The sequence below is a fragment of the Rhizomicrobium sp. genome, from assembly GCA_037200985.1.
Classification (GTDB): Bacteria; Pseudomonadota; Alphaproteobacteria; order Micropepsales; family Micropepsaceae; genus Rhizomicrobium.
Genome location: JBBCGJ010000001.1, coordinates 4,504,314 through 4,522,732, shown reverse-complemented (window position 1 = coordinate 4,522,732; position 18,419 = coordinate 4,504,314). Strand labels below are relative to the sequence as shown.

Annotated in this window: 16 protein-coding genes; 8 read left to right on the top strand and 8 right to left on the bottom strand. The window is 65.5% G+C overall.

What is annotated here, in order from left to right; translation table 11 throughout:
• Positions 1-2: 2 nt before the first annotated feature.
• A complete protein-coding gene (locus tag WDN01_22185) occupies positions 3-1,289 on the bottom strand; it encodes a nucleoside transporter C-terminal domain-containing protein (GenBank protein MEJ0028745.1) in 1,287 nt (428 codons plus the stop codon).
• 125 nt (positions 1,290-1,414) lie between these two features.
• Between WDN01_22185 and pnuC the strand changes: the two genes are divergently transcribed.
• Genes pnuC through WDN01_22165 form a run of 4 tightly spaced genes read left to right on the top strand, consistent with a single transcriptional unit; the run spans position 1,415 to position 4,631 of the window.
• Positions 1,415-1,984, top strand: a complete 570-nt coding sequence (pnuC, locus tag WDN01_22180) for a nicotinamide riboside transporter PnuC (protein MEJ0028744.1) — start codon at positions 1,415-1,417, stop codon at positions 1,982-1,984.
• Positions 1,981-2,508, top strand: a complete 528-nt coding sequence (locus WDN01_22175) for an ATP-binding protein (GenBank protein ID MEJ0028743.1) — start codon at positions 1,981-1,983, stop codon at positions 2,506-2,508. Before pnuC ends, WDN01_22175 begins: the two co-directional genes overlap by 4 nt.
• Positions 2,505-3,665: an acyltransferase gene (locus WDN01_22170; protein ID MEJ0028742.1), complete on the top strand. Its 1,161-nt coding sequence runs from the start codon at positions 2,505-2,507 to the stop codon at positions 3,663-3,665. Before WDN01_22175 ends, WDN01_22170 begins: the two co-directional genes overlap by 4 nt.
• Positions 3,666-3,719: 54 nt before the next feature.
• Positions 3,720-4,631, top strand: a complete 912-nt coding sequence (locus WDN01_22165; GenBank protein ID MEJ0028741.1) for an SDR family NAD(P)-dependent oxidoreductase — start codon at positions 3,720-3,722, stop codon at positions 4,629-4,631.
• Here the strand turns inward: WDN01_22165 and WDN01_22160 are convergent.
• On the bottom strand, positions 4,628-6,400 hold the full coding sequence (locus tag WDN01_22160) for a potassium/proton antiporter (protein MEJ0028740.1): 1,773 nt from the start codon (positions 6,398-6,400) through the stop codon (positions 4,628-4,630). The genes WDN01_22165 and WDN01_22160 overlap by 4 nt on opposite strands.
• A gap of 77 nt (positions 6,401-6,477) precedes the next feature.
• Between WDN01_22160 and WDN01_22155 the strand changes: the two genes are divergently transcribed.
• On the top strand, positions 6,478-7,329 hold the full coding sequence (locus WDN01_22155) for a VOC family protein (GenBank protein MEJ0028739.1): 852 nt from the start codon (positions 6,478-6,480) through the stop codon (positions 7,327-7,329).
• 115 nt (positions 7,330-7,444) lie between these two features.
• Here the strand turns inward: WDN01_22155 and WDN01_22150 are convergent, their stop codons facing one another.
• From WDN01_22150 to WDN01_22140, 3 genes are all read right to left on the bottom strand, one after another.
• On the bottom strand, positions 7,445-9,136 hold the full coding sequence (locus tag WDN01_22150; GenBank protein MEJ0028738.1) for a VWA domain-containing protein: 1,692 nt from the start codon (positions 9,134-9,136) through the stop codon (positions 7,445-7,447).
• Positions 9,137-9,255: 119 nt separating this feature from the next.
• Complete coding sequence (locus WDN01_22145) at positions 9,256-9,627, bottom strand: hypothetical protein (protein MEJ0028737.1); 372 nt, start codon at positions 9,625-9,627, stop codon at positions 9,256-9,258.
• Positions 9,628-9,647: 20 nt separating this feature from the next.
• Positions 9,648-10,487 carry an enoyl-CoA hydratase-related protein gene (locus tag WDN01_22140; GenBank protein ID MEJ0028736.1) on the bottom strand — a complete coding sequence of 280 codons (840 nt, stop codon included), beginning with the start codon at positions 10,485-10,487 and terminating at the stop codon, positions 9,648-9,650.
• A 240-nt stretch (positions 10,488-10,727) separates the two neighbouring features.
• On the opposite strand from WDN01_22140, the gene WDN01_22135 reads away from it, so the two are divergent.
• A complete protein-coding gene (locus WDN01_22135; protein MEJ0028735.1) occupies positions 10,728-10,892 on the top strand; it encodes a hypothetical protein in 165 nt (54 codons plus the stop codon).
• Here the strand turns inward: WDN01_22135 and WDN01_22130 are convergent.
• The 3 genes from WDN01_22130 to WDN01_22120 form a co-directional block, all read right to left on the bottom strand.
• Positions 10,889-12,376, bottom strand: a complete 1,488-nt coding sequence (locus WDN01_22130) for a SpoVR family protein (protein ID MEJ0028734.1) — start codon at positions 12,374-12,376, stop codon at positions 10,889-10,891. The two genes, WDN01_22135 and WDN01_22130, sit on opposite strands and share 4 nt — an antisense overlap.
• Before the next feature lie 91 nt (positions 12,377-12,467).
• Complete coding sequence (locus WDN01_22125; protein ID MEJ0028733.1) at positions 12,468-13,769, bottom strand: YeaH/YhbH family protein; 1,302 nt, start codon at positions 13,767-13,769, stop codon at positions 12,468-12,470.
• Positions 13,770-13,917: 148 nt separating this feature from the next.
• Positions 13,918-15,861, bottom strand: coding sequence for a PrkA family serine protein kinase (locus tag WDN01_22120; GenBank protein MEJ0028732.1), 1,944 nt, complete (start codon positions 15,859-15,861; stop codon positions 13,918-13,920).
• Positions 15,862-16,338: 477 nt separating this feature from the next.
• Here WDN01_22120 and WDN01_22115 point away from each other — a divergent pair, with 477 nt between their 5' ends.
• Positions 16,339-16,884 (top strand): GNAT family N-acetyltransferase, encoded by a 546-nt coding sequence (locus WDN01_22115; GenBank protein MEJ0028731.1) that lies wholly within the window; start codon positions 16,339-16,341, stop codon positions 16,882-16,884.
• Positions 16,881-18,392 (top strand): sulfatase, encoded by a 1,512-nt coding sequence (locus WDN01_22110; protein MEJ0028730.1) that lies wholly within the window; start codon positions 16,881-16,883, stop codon positions 18,390-18,392. The genes WDN01_22115 and WDN01_22110 overlap by 4 nt, the downstream gene beginning before the upstream one ends.
• The last annotated feature ends 27 nt before the right edge of the window (positions 18,393-18,419 follow it).

Sequence of the window (18,419 nt, the reverse complement as noted above, 5' to 3'; positions counted from 1 at the left end):
GGTCACGTCACCGGCAACAGCCCGATCATCGCGCCGGTCAGCCCGCTCGCCATCGTGCCGGACACGATGGCGCGCATCGCGAGCGGCACGATCTCGTCGCGGCGCTCCGGGATCAGCGTGCCGAAGCCGGCGATCAGAATGCCGACGGAGGCGAAATTGGCGAAGCCGCATAGGCAATAGACCATGATCTGGGTGGTGCGCGGATCGAACGTGCCTACCGGCATCGCGGCGAGGTCCGAATAGGCGATGAACTCGTTCAGGATCGTCTTGACGCCGAGCAGGCTTCCGGCCTGAACCGCCTCGTGCCACGGCACGCCGTAAAGCCACACCACCGGCGCGAACAGCCAGCCCAGGATGCGCTGAAGAGTCAGCGGCGCACCCTCGAAGGCGGGGAAATGGCCGAGGATCGAGTTGACGATGGCGACGATCGCCACGGTCACGATCAGCATCGCAATGATCTGGAGATAGATCTTCAGGCCGTCCTCGGTGCCGCGCGCCATCGCGTCCATCGTCGAATGGTATTTGTGGCTGGGATCGGTCTGGCTCATGTCGGTCACCGCGTCGCCGGGCACCATGATGCAGGCGACCACGATGGCGGCGGGCAGCGACATCATCGAGGCGACGAGGATGTGGCCGAGCGCGCCCGGCAGCACATGCGCCAGCATGTTGGCGTAGACCACGAACACCGTGCCGGCGACGACGGCGAGGCCGGTCGTCATCAGGATGAAGAGCTCGGTGCGCGTGATCCTGGCGAGATAGGGTCGCACGACCAGCGAGCCTTCGATGTTGCCGAGGAACACGGTCGCCGCCGCGCCGAGGCCGACGGCGCCGCCGATGCCGAGCGTGCGCCGGAGCACGAAGGCCATGGCGCCGACGATGAGCGGCAGGATGCGCCAGTACCACAGGATGGCCGACAGGGCCGAGATGATGATGACCAGGGGCAGGATGGCGAAGGCGAAATTGGTGAGCCTTGCCGGGTCGACCACGCCGGGCGCGAAGGGCGACGGCCCGCCGCCGACGAAGCCGTAGACGAAGCCGGTGCCGGCCCGCGTCGCGTCGGTCAGCACGGCGACCACGCCGTTGAGGCCGAACAGGGCATCGCGCGCCAGTTCGACTTTCAGGAGCAGCAGGGCAATGCCGGCCTGCAGCGCGATGCCGAGGATGGCGATCCGCCAGGGAAAGGCGCGGCGGTTTTCGGAAAAGAGCCAGGCGACGAGGAGGATGACGAGGATGCCCAGGGCCGATTGGAGGTGAAAGCCGAAAGGCTGAAGCGACTCGATAAACGGCATGCCTTCACCCCCGATGCGCATCGCCAGCTTACGGGAATTCGGCGGTGGGGGAAGCCAGGGGATGCGCGCCGCCGCGGCCACATGCTAGAACGCCGCACGACCGCAATGTCGGCGCCAGGGGCCTCATGTCGACCATCGAGATCATTGCCGCCTTGTTGGGCGTCGCCAACGTCGCGCTGCTGATCCGGCGAAGCATCTGGAACTATCCGTTCGGCCTGGCGATGGTGGTGCTCTATGCCTGGGTCTTCTTCGATGCCCGACTTTATTCAGACGCAGCACTGCAGGGCTTCTTTTTTGTCGTCCAAATCTATGGCTGGTGGAACTGGCTGCGCGCGCGCGACGCACGGGGCCTCGCCCGGGTCGAGATCCTGACCGATCGGGGCCGCTGGGCGTGGCTTGCGGCCGTCGCCGTGGCGACGCTTGCGGAAGGCTGGTATCTCGCGCGCCATACCTCCGACGCGGCGCCTTGGATGGATGCCAACACCACCGCCTTAAGCGTCGTCGCCCAGTATCTGCTCTCGGTGCGCAAGGTCGAAAACTGGGTCCTGTGGATCGTCACCGACGTCGTGCAGATCGGCCTGTATTTCTGGAAGGGCCTCTATCCGACCACGGCGCTCTATGCCGTGTTCCTGTTACTGTCGGTGCTGGGCCTGCGCGAATGGCATCGCCAGTTCGCCGGTGCGCCCCCGGCATGAGAACCGTCTGTCTGCATGGACCGGAATCGACCGGCAAAACGACGCTGGCGAGCCAACTGGCGGAGCATTTCGGCGCCGTGGCGGTGCCGGAATACGGTCGGCTTTATTGCGAGATTTTCGGCAACGAGTGCGACATGGAGGATCTGCGCGCCATCCGCCAGGGACATGAGCTCCTCGCCGCGGCCGCCCGGCGCAAGGCAGACACGTTAATCGTGTTCGACACCGACGCGGTCATGACGGCGGTATGGGCCGACGTCCTGCTCGGCCAGCGGCCGGACGATCTCGACCGCATCGACGATCCGGCCGACCTCTATCTGCTCTGCGATATCGACGTGCCGTTCGTGGCCGACGGCATCCGCTATTTTCCCGATCAGGCGACGCGGGCGAAGATGTTCGCGCAGACCCGCCGCGAGCTCGAGCATCGCGGCCTGCCCTTCGTGACCGTCACCGGCTCGCGCTTCGCGCGGCTCAAGACGGCGGTCGACGCCATCACGTCGCGCTTCCCGGAGCTGGCCGCGCCATGACCGCGGCACGTCCGGGCGAGATCAGGGCCCTGGCCGGCGCGCGGGCGATTCCGCCGCTGATCCTGGTGCTCTACCATTTCTGCGAGGGACACCATTACCGCAACTTCAAGCCGTTCGATCTTCTGGTCGGGCACGGCTATCTGTGGGTCGAGTTCTTCTTCGCGCTGTCGGGATTCATCCTGACCTATGTCTATGGCGCGCGCGCCGCCGCGTTCTGGCGCGGCAGCACCTGCAAGGAATTCCTGATCGCGCGCCTGTCGCGGCTCTATCCGCTGCACCTGACGATGCTGCTCTACATCCTGGCAATGATGCTGATCCTGAACGGCCTCGCGGCGGCGACGCATACCGTCTCGATCTACCAGGAGCACTACCATCCGATCGTGACCTGGCCGAGCTTCGTCGCCAACCTGTTCCTGGTCCAGGCGTGGAACATCCTGCCCTATCTCACCTGGAACGGCGCGAGCTGGTTCGTCAGCGTCGAATTCCTGCTCTGCCTGCTGTTTCCGGTCTATGTCGTGCTGTCGCGCAGCGGCTGGTGGAGCGCCATCGGCCTGATCGCGGCCGGCATGGCGGGCCTTGCCTATCTCTCTTTCACCGGCAAGCACGGGCTCGACATCACCTTCCACAACGGAATCTTCCGCGGCATGAGCGCCTTCGCCGTCGGCGTCGGCCTGTGCGGCCTCTACGGCAAGACCAAGCCCCTCGCCGACCGGCTGCCGGAGGTCGCGATCTCCGGTTTCCAGGTCGCGGTTCTCGTGTGGTGGGGGTATGGGACGTTCGACAATGGCTGGTCGCACACGCCGCGCGACATCTACACGGTCGCACCCATGTTCGCGCTGGTCTATGCCCTCAGCTTCGACCGCGGCTTCCTGGCGCGCTTCTTCCAGCGGCCGACGCTGCTGCGCCTCGGGGAGTGGTCCTACGCGATCTATATGGGCCAGACAGCCTGGCTGCAGCTCATCCGCTTCTTCGAGCGCTACTATCCCTGGGATGCAGCCGTCTTCGGCATACCCTTCGGCGAGCTGATCTGGTGGCCGGAGCCCTTCGCCCTGCTGGCGGTCTGCATTGTCTGGGGCTGGTTCCTGTGCATCGCCGTCGAAATCCCCGCAAACCGCGCGCTGCGACGGTTTTTCGCGACGCGCCCCGCCACGGCTTGACCGGTCCGCGCCCCTGCGCCATCTACTCCGGCAGCCAGAACGAAAGGATTTCCCATGACCATCGAGTTCAACGGCAAAGTCGCCATCGTCACCGGCGCCGGCGGCGGCCTCGGCCGCGCCCATGCGCTGGAGCTCGCCCGGCGGGGCGCGAAGGTCGTGGTCAACGATCTGGGCGGCTCGGTCGACGGCACCGGCGGCAATTCGGCCGCGGCGGAGGCCGTGGTCAAGGAGATCACCGCTGCGGGCGGCGAGGCGATCGCCAACGGCGCCTCGGTCAGCGACGATGCGGGCGTCGCCCATCTCGTCAGCCAGACGATGGACAAGTGGGGCCGCGTCGACATCCTGATCGCCAATGCCGGCATCCTGCGCGACAAGAGCTTCACGAAGATGGAGCTGAAGGATTTCGATGCCGTCATGGCCGTGCACCTGATGGGCACCGTCAAGCCGTGCAAGGCGCTGTGGGAGATCTTCAAGAAGCAGCAATATGGCCGCATCGTGGTGACGACGTCGTCGACCGGCCTCTACGGCAATTTCGGCCAGACCAATTACGGCGCGGCGAAGCTCAGCCTGGTCGGCTTCATGAACACGCTGAAGCTCGAAGGCGCCAAGGACAACATCAAGGTCAACGCCATCGGCCCGATCGCGGCGACGCGGATGACCGAGAACCTGATGCCGCCGAACATCCTGGCGATGCTGCAGCCGGAAAACGTGACGCCCGCCGTGGTCTATCTGGTGAGCGAGGACGCGCCGACCGGCATGATCATCACCGCGGGCGCCGGCGTGTTCGCGGCCGCCCAGATCGTGGAGACCGACGGCGTCAATCTCGGTCATAAGGCGACCGCCGACGACGTCGCCGCCTATATCGGCAAGATCGCCGACTGGTCGACCGCCAAGCACTACAACCAGGGCGGCGAGCAGAGCGCGAAGTTCTTCGCCCGCGTCCAGGACAAGCCGCTGGTCGGCTAATCCCGCCGGAGCAATCGCCGCAGGAAGGCGCGGAACCGCGATGCGGGCCGCGCCTTCACTTCCTCGTCGAAGCGCAGGCCGGCTTCGATCACGTCGTCGCCGCTCAGCGCCCGAACGGTCAGCACGCAGTTGCCGAGCGGCAGGCGGTCGCCGATCTCCGGCGCCTGGTCGAAGCGCTCGGCGAAGAGCTGCGCGATCGTCTGTTCGACGTTCACGCCGGCAAGGTCGATGTCGTACATCGCCGCGATCAGGCGCAGCGGCGTGTCGCCGTGGATCTGGAACTCGCAGTCGCAATCGTCGACATCGGCCGCCTCGGCCAGCGGCGCGAACAGCCCGTCCAGCCGCGCCACGCGCAGGGCCGGTGTCAGGAAATAGGCGTAGTCGCCGCTCTTCAGCTTGCCGGCGGCTGCCGGCTCCAGGATTTCGCGGTCGCGCACCACGAGGGCGGCGCGGCTCCAGAACGGCATGGCGGTGACGTTCAAGACGCGGCTGTCGGGCAGCACGGGATAGCCGACCAGCTCGAAATCGGTCTGCCCCGGCAGGTCGATCTCGACCCGCTGCACCGGCGCGGACTGGCGCGGCAGCACCTGGCCGAGGCGCTGCGCCGCCCATTTCGTCGTCCAGCCCTGCAGCACCAGGGACACCAGCACGACGAAGAATGCGACGTCGAAATAGAGCTCGGCATGGCGCAGGCCCGCCAGCGTCGGCACGGCGGCGAGGAAGATGCTGACCGCGCCCCGAAGGCCCACCCAGCTCACGAAGGTCTTCTCACGCCAAGTGAAACCGAACCATTGCAGGCAGGCCCACACCGCCACCGGCCGGGCGACGAAGATCAGGAACAGCGAGATGGCGAGCGACGGCAGCGCGACGGCGATCAGGCGGTGCGGCGACACCAGGAGGCCGAGCACGACGAACATCACGATCTGCGCCAGCCACGTTACGGCGTCGTTGAGGCTGAGGATGCTGGCATAGGCGCGCACCGGCCGGTTGCCGACGACGAGACCGGCGAGATAAGCGGCGAAAAAGCCCGAGCCTTCCAGCGTCGCCGCCAGCGCATAGATCATCACGGCGCCGCCGATGGCGAGCAGGGGATGCAATCCGGTCGGCAGGTTGAGCCGGTTGAGCAGCGTCACGATGGCCAGTCCGCCGCCCACGCCGATGACGGCGCCGATCCCGGCCTGCGCGAGGAGCGATCCGGCGACCGCGGCCGCGCTCATGCCGCCATGGGCGGCGAGGAAGGCGACCGTCGCCATGGTGAGGAAGACCGCGACGGGGTCGTTGGTGCCCGATTCCAGCTCCAGGATCGCACCGGATTTGCGGCGAAGCTGCACATTGCCGGTCCGCAGCAGGAAGAACACCGCCGCCGCGTCGGTGGAGGCGATCACGGCGCCCAGCAGGAAGCTCTGCGCCGCATCGAGATCGAGTGCGTAATAGGCCACCACGCCCGACAGCGCCGCCGTGATGACGACGCCGACCGTCGCCAGGAGCAGCGCCGGCGCGAACAGGCCGCGATACGCCGCCAGCCGGGTCCGCAGCCCGCCGTCGAACAGGATCACGGTCAGCGCCAGCGAGCCGATCAGGTTGGACAGGCTGTAGTCGGAGAAGGCCAGGCCGCCGGGGCCGTCCTCGCCCGCCAGCATGCCGATCCCCAGGAAGAGCAGCAGCATGGGCGCGCCGAAGCGCGTGGCGATCAGGCTGGAGAGGACACCGGCCAGAATCAGCGCCGAACCGAGCAGCAGGATGGTATTGGCGGTCGCGATGGCATGCATGCCGGCGAGATTAGCGGGCCGCGACGTCAATACCAGTGCCGATTGGCGGGGCGCGGCGATCGCCGGTACAGTCCGGCATGATCTCCGGGATCGACCATATCGCCATCCTCGTTCGCGATTTCGACGCGACGGTGGCCGGCTATACCGCCGTGTTCGGGCGTGCTCCCAACTGGCTCGGATTCATGCGGGGCGGGCGACATGCCTGGTTCCAGTCCGCCAATGCCGCGCTCGACGTCATCGGCACGCATGGCGAGGGCCCGGAAGCGGATGCGTCGCGCGCGGAAATCGACAAATTCGGCGACGCGATCTGGGGCTTGGGATTCTCGGTGCCCGATCTCGCCGGCGCGCTGCGGCTCTATGAAAGGCGCGGCCTCGTCTTTCTGCCGCGCCACACGACGCGCACGCGGAACGCGGATGGCGTCGAGAGGACCTGGGAACTCGCCACGATGAAGCGCAAGAGCGCCCATGGCGTCGCGCTGTTCCTGGCCGAGAGCAGGCCAGGCGCGGCGTCCTGGCCGATACCGCACGCCGACGGCCCAGAGGACGCCGCCGTCGCCGAACTCGATCACATCGTGATCCGCACCGCCGACGCGGAGCGCGCGGTGGCGCTTTATGGCGGACGGCTGGGCCTCAATCTCAGGCTCGATCGCGTCAACCCGCAATGGGGGGCGCGGCAATTGTTCTTCCGCTGCGGCAACGCGGTGGTCGAGATCGCGGCCAGCCTGGCGGCGCCGGCCGGCGATGCGAAAGACAGCTTCGGCGGTCTCGCGTGGCGGGTGCGCGATCCACATGCCGCCCGCGCCCGCATCGCCGCGGCTGGACTCGATGTTTCCGAGGTGCGTCCGGGCCGCAAGCCCGGCACGCAGGTCTTCACCGCGCGCGACGGGACGGGCGGGGTACCGACGCTGATGCTGGCCGGCAACCCGTGACCGTCAGTGGAGATTTTTCGGAGAAGGGTCCGACACCGCAACCGACCCCTCCCCGAAATTTGCGTCGCTTCGCTCGCAAATTTCGACCCTCCCTCTGAGGGAGGGTCGATGCATCTCACTCCACCGGCCGTCCGTTGTTCAGCGCCTGTTGCGACGACGCGCTTTTGGCGAGGTCGAGCATGCGGATGAACTCGGCGCGGTAGCCGAAGGCATCGTCGCCCCGCGCCGCCGTCGCGATCGCCCGGGCGCGGTCGTAGTCGAAATCCCTGATGTAGGGATCGTGGCGCATGAGCTGGGCCGCGCCCGCGACGGAGGCCGCGAAGCGCATGTCCGGCGACACGGCCGCGAAATCCTTCGCCAGGTCCGCATTGCCGATGGGCCGCTCGATCAGCTTGGACACCGTCTCGCCGGGCAGCTTGTAGCGGATTTTGAGGAAGGCGAGCTCACCCTTCGCGTCGCCCTTGGCCGGCTTGGCGTAGCGCAGCGGGTCGGCCATCGCGGCCTTCGAGCCGACCGGCGTGATCTCGTACAGCGCGGTCACGGTGGCGCCCGAGCCGATGTCGCCGGCGTCGACCTTGTCGTTGTTGAAGTCGGTGCGGTTCAGCATGCGGGTCTCATAGCCGATCAGGCGGTATTCGGCGACGCGCGCCGGATTGAACTCGACCTGGATCTTCACGTCGTTGGCGATGGTGAAGAGCGTGCCGGCGATCTGGTCGACAAAGACTTTGTGCGCCTCGTTCAGCGTGTCGATGAAGGCGGCGTTGCCGTTGCCGGCCTGGGCCAGCTTCTGCATCGTCGCGTCCTGGTAGTTGTCGTTGCCGAAGCCGAGACAGGTCAGGTAGACGCCGCTGGCGCGCTCGCGGGTGACGAAATCCTCCAGCGCCTTGTGATCGGTGATGCCGACGTTGAAGTCGCCGTCGGTCGCCAGCAGCACGCGGTTGACCGCTCCCTTCATGAAATTGGCCTCGGCGAGCTGATAGGCGACGCGGATGCCTTCGCCGCCCGCGGTCGAGCCGCCGGCCTCGAGGCGGTCGAGCGCGGCGAGGATCTTCGCCTTGTCGGTGCCGGGCGTCGGCTCCAGCACCACGCCGACCTGGCCGGCATAGGTGACGATGGCGATGCGGTCCTTGGCGCCGAGCTGGTCGACCAGAAGATGGAAAGCGCGCTTGAGCAGCGGCAGCTTGTTCGGCTCGTTCATCGAGCCGGAGCTGTCGATCAGGAAGACGAGATTGGCCGGCGGCCGCTCCTTCTTCGGGATGTCGAAGCCCTTGATGCCGATATGCAGGATCTGCGTGTCCTTGTTCCACGGCGTCGGATAGACGCGCACGCTGGCGCGGAACGGGGTCTTGCGGTCTTCCGGCAGCGGGTAGCCGTAGTCGAAATAGTTCACCATCTCCTCGATCCGCACCGCATCGGCGGGCGGCAGGGCGCCGGCGTTCAGCGCGTCGCGCACCACGCCATAAGAGGCCGTGTCGACGTCGATGGAGAAGGTCGAGACAGGCTGTTCCGCCGCGACGATCACGGCGTTCGGCTTGGCGTCGGGGAATTTCGAGGTGTTGGCGGGCTGCCAATAGGGCGGCATCGCCGCCTGCATCGGCGCCCGCGCGGCCATGCTGTTGACGAGACCGCCGGCATAAGGCGCCGGCGGCGGCGGCGGTGGAGGCGGCGCCTCGGCAAGCTTGGCATCGACGGTGGTCGGATGCGCGGTCTTGTCCGCACCGGCGACACAGGCGGCCAGCACGAACGGCAAAGCCGCGCCCAGCGCGAGTGCGGCCCAACGAAGAACGGAATTTCGATTGCTTGTCATCGGTTTCCCCTGCCTGAACCAATGCAGGGGAGCCTCGACCTCAATCGGGACCGCCGCAGGGCGCGAATGGGGCGCTTTGGCGGCACGCGATCACGGGCGCGCGAGGACGCCCAGATGCGTCACGCCGATTTCAGGCGCGCGCCGAGGAGGCTGAGGAGCGGCAGCGAGACGAAGAAGGTCAGGTGATACCAGACCGGGAATTGATTCCAGATCATCGTCACATGGTAGTAGCCGAAGCCGATCAGCAGCAGCACGCCGCTCGCGAGCGGCGCGCGGCTGCGCTCCCCTGCGGCGAAGGCCGCGACCAGCCCGCCGAGGATCGATGCCAGAAAGCTGATGGCGAGCCTGCCGCCGAGCGCGGCCGCCGTCGCGTGCACGTTCAGCACCGCCGACAGATCCGGGGATGCCGCGCGCAAAGCGAGGCTGAGGCCGATCACGACGACGAACCAGGCAACGACGCCGAGAACGGCGCCCAGGATCAACCGCGGCATGTCACTCCCCTCTTTGGACGTCATCGCCCCTTGAACACGGGCTCGCGCTTTTCGACGAAGGCCTTGGCGGCTTCGCGGTGGTCTTCGGTCTGGCCGGTGTGGTTGTGATGCGTCGCCTCCAGGTCGAGGCAATCGTCGATATCGGCGCCGGTCACCGCGCGGTTGATGTTTTCCTTCATGTAGCGATAGGCGACGCGCGGACCCTTGGCGAGGCGCAGCGCGATCTCGCGCGTCCGGGTTTCGAGCTGGTCCGCCGGCACCACCCAGTTCACCAGGCCGAGCCGGAGCGCTTCCGCCATGTCGATGCGCTCGGAAAGATAATAGAGCTCGCGCGCCTTGGCGCTGCCCACGAGGTGGCTGAGAAAATAGGTGCCGCCATAGTCGCCGGAGAAGCCGACCCTGGCGAAGGCGGTGGTCATCACCGCCCCCTCCGCCGCGATGCGCAGGTCGCACGCCAGCGCCAGCGACAGGCCCGCGCCGGCCGCGGGGCCCGGGATCGCGGCGATGGTCGGCTTGGGCATCTTGTAGAGCCGGCCGGCGGTCCCCCGCTGGCTGATACGCTGGGCATGGATGCGGCTGTCGAGATCGGCGCCGGCCGCGGCCGTCGAGCCGCCTCCGGTCCCGTCCGCCATGCCCTTCACGTCGCCGCCGGCGCAGAACGCCCCGCCCGCGCCCGTCAGAATGACGCAGGCGACCGCCGGATCGGTCTCGCATGCGGCCAGCACCGATGACATTGCCGTGAGCATGCCGCCCGACAGGGCGTTGCGCCGCTCGGGCCGGTTCATGACGACGACGGCTATCCCGGCCTCAACCGTGGCCAGCAGATCGGTCGTGCCGGTGTCCAGCGTGCGTTTCGCCATGTCTTCCCCCGATTTTTCCGCCAGTCAGCGTCGCACGACCGGCGCGGCCTTAGAAGGCCCGCCCTGCCGGCGGCATGGGCAGGCTGGGGGCTGTCCGCAAGGAGCGGACACATTCGTTTTCCGCATGGCTCGCATTCGGTGCAGCGCAGCATTGGACTATTGCGAACTGCCCACCACACCCCATTTCCGGATCACAGGCGAACGAGAATGGTCTCGGCGCCATAAAGGATGGAGTGGGTTATGAACGAGCAAGAGTCCGGCGACGGCATGGGCGCGAAGGCCTTGATGTTCGCCATGATCGCGGGTGCGGCGCTGCTGTTCCTCGAGGTCACCTGGTCGCCGACGTTCCAGCCGACACAGCATCCCGTGGCGCAAACCGTCACGGTCCAGCCGGCACGCAGCTAAGCGGCATGCTCTTCCAGCTTCACGTCGTGGCCCCAGAGGCGCTCGACGTGGGCAAGGACAAGCTCCTTGGTCTGATTGTGCAGGGGAATGCCGCGATGCATGGCATGCGACAGGAACAGAGTTCGGTTGCCTTTGAGGTCGGCGCCGGTGACCTGAATGTTCGGGTCGGCGGCGCCGACGTCATACTGCCGCGCCAGCATGGCGCGCACCTGGCGATAGCCGCCCTCGTTGTGGATCGCTGACACCTTGAAGGCGGACGCATCCGCCTTGTCGTAGAGCGCGAACAGACGGAAATCGCGCATCAGCTTCGGCGACAGGAACTGCTCGATGAAACTTTCGTCGCGATAATTCGCCCAGGCATCCTTGAGCGTCCCCATCCAGTCGCCCTTGCCGGCGAAGGAGGGAAACCAGTCGCGATCTTCCGGCGTCGGCTTCTCGCAGATGCGGCGGATATCCGCCATCATCCCATAACCCAGCGCATAGGGATTGAAGCCGGAATAGCGCCTGTCGCTGAACTCGGGCTGGAACACGACCGAGGTGTGGCTGTGCATGAATTCGAGCCACGAGCCTTCGCTGATCTGCCCGCGCTCGTAGAGCAGGTTCATGATCGTGTAGTGCACGAAGGTGGCGCAGCCCTCGTTCATCACCTTGAGCTGGCGCTGCGGATAGAAATATTGCGACAGGTTGCGCACGATGCGCAGCGTCTCGCGCTGCCAGGCCTTCAGCACCGGCGAGTTCTTCTCCAGGAAATAGAGCAGGTTCTCCTCCGGCAGCTTGGCGTCGCCGCCATATTCGTCTTCGTGGTCGCGCGTCGGCGGCGCGGCAGGCGGCTCGATGCCGGCGGGCAGCGTGCGCCAGAGCTCGCTATAGGCCTCCTCCTCGTATTCGGCGCGGCGGCGGCGCTTTTCCTGCACACGCTCCTTCGAGGGGCGCGGCGGACGGCGGTAGCGGAAGACGCCCTGCTCCATCAGCGCGTGGGCGGAATCGAGCACCGCCTCGACTTCGTCGCGGCCGTAGCGCTCCTCGCAAGCGGCGATGTATTTCTTGGCGAAGGCGAGATAATCCATGATGCCTTCGGCGTTGGTCCATTGCCGGAACAGGTAGTTGTTCTTGAAGAAGTGGTTGTGGCCGAACGCGGCATGCGCCATGACGAGGGCCTGCATGGTCATCGTGTTCTCCTCCAGAAGGTAGGAGATGCACGGGCTGGAATTGATCACCACCTCGTAGGCGAGCGCCGAGTAGCCGGAGCGGTAGAGCGTCTCCTCACGCGCGAACATCTTGCCGAACGACCAGTGATTGTACATCAGCGGCATGGCGATGGAGGAATAGGCGTCGAGCATCTGCTCGGACGAGATGATCTCGATCTGGTTGGGATAGACGTCGAGGCCGAGGTCGTTGAGCGCGATGTCCTCGATGGCCTTGTAGGTCCGCTCGACGGTCGCGAAATCCCATTCGGAGTCGGTGAAGAGGAGTTTACTGCTCATGGCGGGGCCCCGCCGTGTTCCTTCGAGGCTCGCTTTGCTCGCACCTCAGGATGACGGCTACTGCGTGATATCGGCGATGTCGACAGGAACATCACGCCGCCTCCGTTTTCTTGAACAGCTCGTGGAACACCGGGAAGATGTCCGCCGGCTTGGCGATGCGCTTGGTCGCGAAGTTGGACCATTCCTCCGCCACGGTGCGGTAGGCGCGCCAAAGCTCGGCCCCGCTGTCCTCGGAGGCGAATACCTCCATCTCGCGCTCGTCCAGGATCTCGATATAGGCGTAGTACTGGCAGAGCGGCATGATCAGCTCGTTCAGCATGTCGACGCAGTGGCGCGCGTCGCCCGACTGCGTGTAGCCGTCCGAGGCCTGCGCCGCGTAGATGTTCCAGTCGGCCGTCGCATAGCGCTCCTTCTGGATCTCCAGCATCTTGTCGAGCGCGGTCGAGACGATCGTGCCGCCCGACTGGCGCGAATAGAAGAACTCCTGCTCGTTCACTTCCTGCGCGTCGTGGGTGTGGCGGATGAAGACGACGTCCACCTTCTTGTAACGCCGCTTCAGGAACAGGTGCAGCAGCATGTAGAAGCGCTTGGCGAGGTCCTTCTCGCGCTCGCCCATCGAGCCCGAGACGTCCATCAGGCAGAACATCACCGCCTGGCTGGTCGGCGTCGGCTGCTCGGTGAAGGAATTGAACCGCACGTCGATCGGGTCGATGAAGCCGACCCATTTGCGCTTGGCGATGGCCCTGGCGAGATGCTCTTTCAGCGCCGATATCTTCGCGGGATCGACCGGATCGTCCTGCTCGGCGGCGGCAAGCGCGGCCTCCAGCGCCGCCACGTCGGCCATGGTCGGGCGCTTCAGGGCAAGCCTCCGACCGAAGGAATTGCGCATGGTGCGCACGAGGTTGATCTGGGTCGGCGAACCGGCCGTGGTGATGCCGGCGCGCTTCCACTGCTTGTTCGGGGTTTCCTTCAGCGTGGTGCGGACGAGGTTCGGCAGTTCGAGATCCTCGAAGAAGATGTCGAGCACCTCGTCCTGGGTCATGGTGAACTCGAAATCGTCCTCGCCCTCGCCGGAATCCGAAGCATCCTTGCCGGCGCCGCCGCTGCCCGATTTCGGCTTGTCGATGCTGTCACCGGGCGAGAATTCCTTGTTGCCGGGCAGGACGAAGTCGCGCTCGCCGCTGGCGCGCGGATCGAGCCGGAAGCGCGGCTCCTTCGTGCCCTTGGTCGAGATCTTGATCTTGCGTTCCTTGCCGAGATCGGCGACTGCGGAATCCTTGAGGGATTTCTGAACGGCTTCGCGGATTTGATTTCGCGCGCGGCGCAGGAAGCGCTGCCGGTTGGCGAGGCTCTTGCCCTTGGGATTGAGGCGGCGGTCGACGAAGTGGGTCATTCGCACACTGCTGTCATTCCCGGCCGAGCAATGCGCAAGCATTGCGAGGGGAAGGGAACCCAGGTGGATAGATCGAGCCCGGTCTTTCCGCCTGGGTCCCCTTCCCTCACGCTCGCTTCGCTCGCGTTCGCCGGGGATGACATCGATGCTACCCCGCCTTGTTCACGCGCATGTACCACTCGACCAGGCGGCGGACCTGACGCGGGGTATAGCCGCGCGCCAGCATGCGCTTGATGAACTCGTTGTGCTTGTTCGCCGTGTCGTTGTCCTTCTTGGACTCGAAGCTGATCACCGGCAGGAGGTCCTCAACCTGGGTGAACATGCGCTTCTCGATCACCGAGCGGATCTTCTCATAGGCCGTCCAGGCCGGGTTCTTGCCGTCGTTCTGGGCGCGGTAGCGTAGCGCGAACTTCACGACCTCGTTGCGGAAATCCTTCGGATTGGCGATGCCCGCCGGCTTCTCGATCTTCGAGAGCTCGTTGTCGAGCGCCGCGCGGTCGAGCAATTGGCCTGTGTCGGCGTCCTTGTAGTCCTGGTCCTCGATCCAGGCGTCGGCATAGGCGATGTAGCGGTCGAACAGGTTCTGGCCGTACTCGCCATAGGACTCCAGATAGGCCTTCTGGATCTCCTTGCCGATGAACTCGGCATAGCGCGGCGCCAGCTCCGCCTTGATGAATTCGAGATATTTCTTCTCGGTCTCGTCGGGGAATTGCTCGCGCTTGATCGCCTGCTCCAGCACATACATCAGATGCACCGGATCGGCCGCAACCTCCGAATGGTCGTAGTTGAAGGTCTCCGACAACGTCTTGTAGGCGAAACGGGTCGAGATGCCGGTCATGCCCTCGTCGACGCCGGCCATGTCCTTGTATTCCTGCAAGGTCTTGGCCTTCGGATCGGTGTCCTTCAGCTTCTCGCCGTCGTAGACGCGCATCTTGGAGACGATGTTGGAATTCTCGTGCTCCTTCAGCCGCGTGGCGACGCAGAACTTGGCCAGCATCTCCAGCGTTTCGGGCGCGGTCGGCGTGCCGCCGAGGTTGGAGGCCTCCAACAGCTTCTTGTAGATCGCGGTCTCCTCCGTCACCCGCAGGCAATAGGGCACGGTGACGACGCAGATGCGATCGAGGAAGGCTTCGTTGTTGCGGTTGTTCTTGAAGACGGTCCATTCCGCCTCATTCGAATGGGCGAGGATGGTGCCGTTGAACGGGATCGGGCCCAGCGTCTCGGTGCCGATGTAATTGCCTTCCTGCGTCGCGGTCAGCAGCGGGTGCAGCACCTTGATCGGCGCCTTGAACATCTCGACGAATTCGAGAAGGCCCTGGTTGGACCGGCACAACCCGCCCGAGAAGGAATAGGCGTCGGGATCGTTCTGGCTGAAATGCTCCAGCTTGCGGATGTCCACCTTGCCGACCAGCGCGGAGATATCCTGGTTGTTCTCGTCGCCCGGCTCGGTCTTGGCGATGGCATATTGGCGCAGCTTCGACGGATAGATCTTCGCCACTTCGAATTTCGAAATATCGCCGCCGAACTCATCCAGCCGCTTGACGGCCCAGGGGCTCATCACGCCGCCGACGCGGTGGCGCTCGATGCCGTAGCGCTCGGCGAGCAGATTGCCAAGTTCGACGGAACGGAAAAGGCCCAGCGGGCTTTCGAATACCGGGCTGATGACGTCACCGGCTTTCAGCACATAGATCGGATGCTTCTCCATCATGTCCTTGAGGCGCTCGGCGAGCGAGGACTTGCCGCCGCCGACGGGCCCCAGCAGATAGAGAATCTGCCGCTTCTCCTCGAGGCCCTGCGCCGCGTGCTTGAAGTAGCCCACGATGCGCTCGATCGTGTCTTCCATGCCGAAGAAGCCGGTGAAGGCCGGATAGACCTTGATGGTGCGGTTGGAGAACAGGCGGGCGAGGCGGGGATCCTGCGCCGTGTCGACCAGCGCGGCCTCGCCGATGGCGGCGACCATGCGTTCGGGTGGCGTGGCATAGAGCATCTTGTCGTCGCGCGCCGCGAGCAGCCAGTCGCGCAAGGACATGGTCTCGAAGCGTTCCCGCGCGTAGTCGCGCGAAAAGATGTCAAAGACGTCGAGCGAGCTCATGACTCTGACTCCTTATTGGCCGCCGATTTCACGATTCCTTTCGTGAACGGCGACAGAACAGTTTGTTAATCCCCTGCGTGGACGCGACTCCATCTGCGATGTTCGCATCGGCAGTATAGCGTAAAGCCAAACGTGGCAAAGAAAGTTCCATTCGCAGCCCGCGCGCTCAAGCGTCATGCCTTCACCCGCACCCTTCGGTACGACCGCCACGCCGTCGCGTTTCCTCTGTCGTTTTTCTTGCAGCACATCCGCTAAGCCCTGAAGCAGTATGGCTGATTTGATTCGAGCATACGCCCGTTCGCGCTTTTCGCAAACGCGATCTACGCGGCAATTTTACCGTCCACGAATTTGCGGCGTTTTCTTGGCGAGCAGTTGTTGAGCCGCCACAGCCGTTCGTCTTCCCGTTCATCTACATGAACGACGCCGGCGTCTACGAATCCCCTTGCCGGTCTTCTTCTGTTGCGCGAAGCTTTGCCCATGGACGAACTCGCGCTGACCATCAGAGTGGCGCGGCCGAAAGATGCCGCGGAAGTCGCGCGTATTTATATTGAATCCTGGCACGACACCTATCCCGCGGTCCTGTCGCGCGCCATGCTGTGCGCAATGACGCCGGCGGGCCAGACCGCGCGCTGGCAGGCCGCGATCCGCTCGCAGAAGCGCGAAACCGTGCTCGTTGCCGAAGACGCGAAGGCCGGTGTCGTCGCCATGGCGAGCCTCGGCGCGGCGCGGGACAAGACCCTCGGCTATGACGGGGAGGTCTACACTTTATATGTGGACCCGAATTATTTCGGCCGCGGTGCCGGGCGTACGCTTTTGAACGGCGCCTTCGCAATTCTGCGGGCGCGCGGCTTTACCTCCTGCCAAATCTGGGCGCACGCCAAGAACAATGCGCGGTTCTTCTACGAGAGCATGGGCGGGCGCGTGGTTGCCGAGCGCACAGCGCGCATGATGGGCGACATGGTGCCCGAAACGGCCTTCGGCTGGCGCACGCTGGCGCTCGCCGAGCGCAGCCACGCCAGATGATCGCGCGGAACGCGATCGTCCTCCTCCTCGACAGCCTCAATCGCCACATGGTCGGCGCCTATGGCGGCCGCGAATTCGCGACACCCAATATCGACCGCCTGGCAAAGCGTTCGGTGCGCTTCACCAATCACCATGCGGCGTCGCTGCCCTGCATGCCGGCGCGGCACGATATCCTGTGCGGCGCCTGGGACTTTCTGTGGCGGCCCTGGGGTTCGGTGGAGATCTGGGAGGACGCGATCACCTATCCGCTGAAGAAGGCGGGTGTCGTCTCCCAGCTCATCAGCGACCATCCGCACCTGTTCGAGACGGGCGGGGAAAACTACCACGTCGATTTCACTGCCTGGGGCTACCAGCGCGGCCATGAGGGCGACGCGTGGAAGACCAAGGCCGATCCAAGCTGGGCGGGATCGCCGCATATCGGTTTCCAGCGTCACATGCCCTACGACAAGTCGCGCGGCTATTTTCGCGGCGAGGCGGATTTTCCCGGGCCGCGCACCATGCAGGCGGCGGCGGACTGGCTCGGCGACAATGCCGGCGCGCATGACCGCTTCTTCCTGTTCGTCGACGAGTTCGATCCGCACGAGCCCTTCGACACGCCGGACGACTACATCAAGCGCTACGATCCCGATTGGGACGGCCCGCCCTTGATCTGGCCGCCCTATGGCGTGGGCCTGGTCGGTCGCGGGGTGATGAGCGCGCGCGAGGGCGCGCAGATCCGCAGCCGCTACGGCGCCAAGCTGGCCATGATCGATCATTGGCTAGGCAAGGTGCTCGACCGGATCGACGAGAAGAACCTGTGGGACGACACCCTCGTCGTGCTCTGCACCGATCACGGCCACTATCTCGGCGAGAAGGACATCTGGGGCAAGCCGGGCGTGCCGATCTACGAGACGCTGGGGCACATCCCCTTCCTCGTCGCGGCGCCGGGCGCCGCGACGGGAACCTGCGATGCGCTGACGACGAGCGTGGACATCTTCGCCACGCTGGCGGAGCTGTTCGGCGTGACCGAACAGGTGCGGCAGCGGACGCATGGCCGCTCGCTGCTGCCGCTGCTGTCCGGCGAGACGAAGGCGATTCGCGATTGGCTGCTCGCCGGTGTGTGGGGCCGTGAAGTGCACCTGATCGACGGCAAGCGGAAATATGCCCGCGCGCCGGCCGGGGCCAACCGGCCGCTGGGCGCCTGGTCGAACCGCTGGTCGACCATGCCGACGCATTTTCTCAATCGCGAGCAGGAGATGCCCCTGCCCGACGCGCGCGCCCGGCTGGATCGCATGCCCGGCGCCAATGTGCCGGTGATCCGCCAGACCTGGGACGAGAGCGACGCGGTGCCGTTCTGGGCCATGGCGCGGTTCTCGGGCAACCACCTCTACGATCTGACGCAGGATCCCGGCGAGGAGAACAATCTCGCCGGCAGCGGACTGGAAAAGGATATGGCCGCGATGCTGCGCGAGGCGCTGAAAAGCGTCGACGCGCCGGACGAGCAGTTCGCGAGACTGGGACTGACCTGATCTCTCCGCTACCGAGAAGCTGACGCC

Excerpts from the sequence above, each read along its gene's own strand:
- WDN01_22165 (MEJ0028741.1), top strand. The coding sequence starts at position 3,720 with ATGACCATCGAGTTCAACGGCAAAGTCGCCATCGTCACCGGCGCCGGC.
- WDN01_22160 (MEJ0028740.1), bottom strand. The coding sequence starts at position 6,400 with ATGCATGCCATCGCGACCGCCAATACCATCCTGCTGCTCGGTTCGGCG.
- WDN01_22115 (MEJ0028731.1), top strand. The coding sequence starts at position 16,339 with ATGGACGAACTCGCGCTGACCATCAGAGTGGCGCGGCCGAAAGATGCC.
- WDN01_22110 (MEJ0028730.1), top strand. The coding sequence starts at position 16,881 with ATGATCGCGCGGAACGCGATCGTCCTCCTCCTCGACAGCCTCAATCGC.
- WDN01_22175 (MEJ0028743.1), top strand. The coding sequence starts at position 1,981 with ATGAGAACCGTCTGTCTGCATGGACCGGAATCGACCGGCAAAACGACG.
- WDN01_22120 (MEJ0028732.1), bottom strand. The coding sequence starts at position 15,861 with ATGAGCTCGCTCGACGTCTTTGACATCTTTTCGCGCGACTACGCGCGG.
- WDN01_22130 (MEJ0028734.1), bottom strand. The coding sequence starts at position 12,376 with ATGAGCAGTAAACTCCTCTTCACCGACTCCGAATGGGATTTCGCGACC.
- WDN01_22155 (MEJ0028739.1), top strand. The coding sequence starts at position 6,478 with ATGATCTCCGGGATCGACCATATCGCCATCCTCGTTCGCGATTTCGAC.
- WDN01_22135 (MEJ0028735.1), top strand. The coding sequence starts at position 10,728 with ATGAACGAGCAAGAGTCCGGCGACGGCATGGGCGCGAAGGCCTTGATG.
- WDN01_22125 (MEJ0028733.1), bottom strand. The coding sequence starts at position 13,769 with ATGACCCACTTCGTCGACCGCCGCCTCAATCCCAAGGGCAAGAGCCTC.
- WDN01_22140 (MEJ0028736.1), bottom strand. The coding sequence starts at position 10,487 with ATGGCGAAACGCACGCTGGACACCGGCACGACCGATCTGCTGGCCACG.
- WDN01_22145 (MEJ0028737.1), bottom strand. The coding sequence starts at position 9,627 with ATGCCGCGGTTGATCCTGGGCGCCGTTCTCGGCGTCGTTGCCTGGTTC.
- WDN01_22185 (MEJ0028745.1), bottom strand. The coding sequence starts at position 1,289 with ATGCCGTTTATCGAGTCGCTTCAGCCTTTCGGCTTTCACCTCCAATCG.
- WDN01_22170 (MEJ0028742.1), top strand. The coding sequence starts at position 2,505 with ATGACCGCGGCACGTCCGGGCGAGATCAGGGCCCTGGCCGGCGCGCGG.
- WDN01_22150 (MEJ0028738.1), bottom strand. The coding sequence starts at position 9,136 with ATGACAAGCAATCGAAATTCCGTTCTTCGTTGGGCCGCACTCGCGCTG.
- pnuC (MEJ0028744.1), top strand. The coding sequence starts at position 1,415 with ATGTCGACCATCGAGATCATTGCCGCCTTGTTGGGCGTCGCCAACGTC.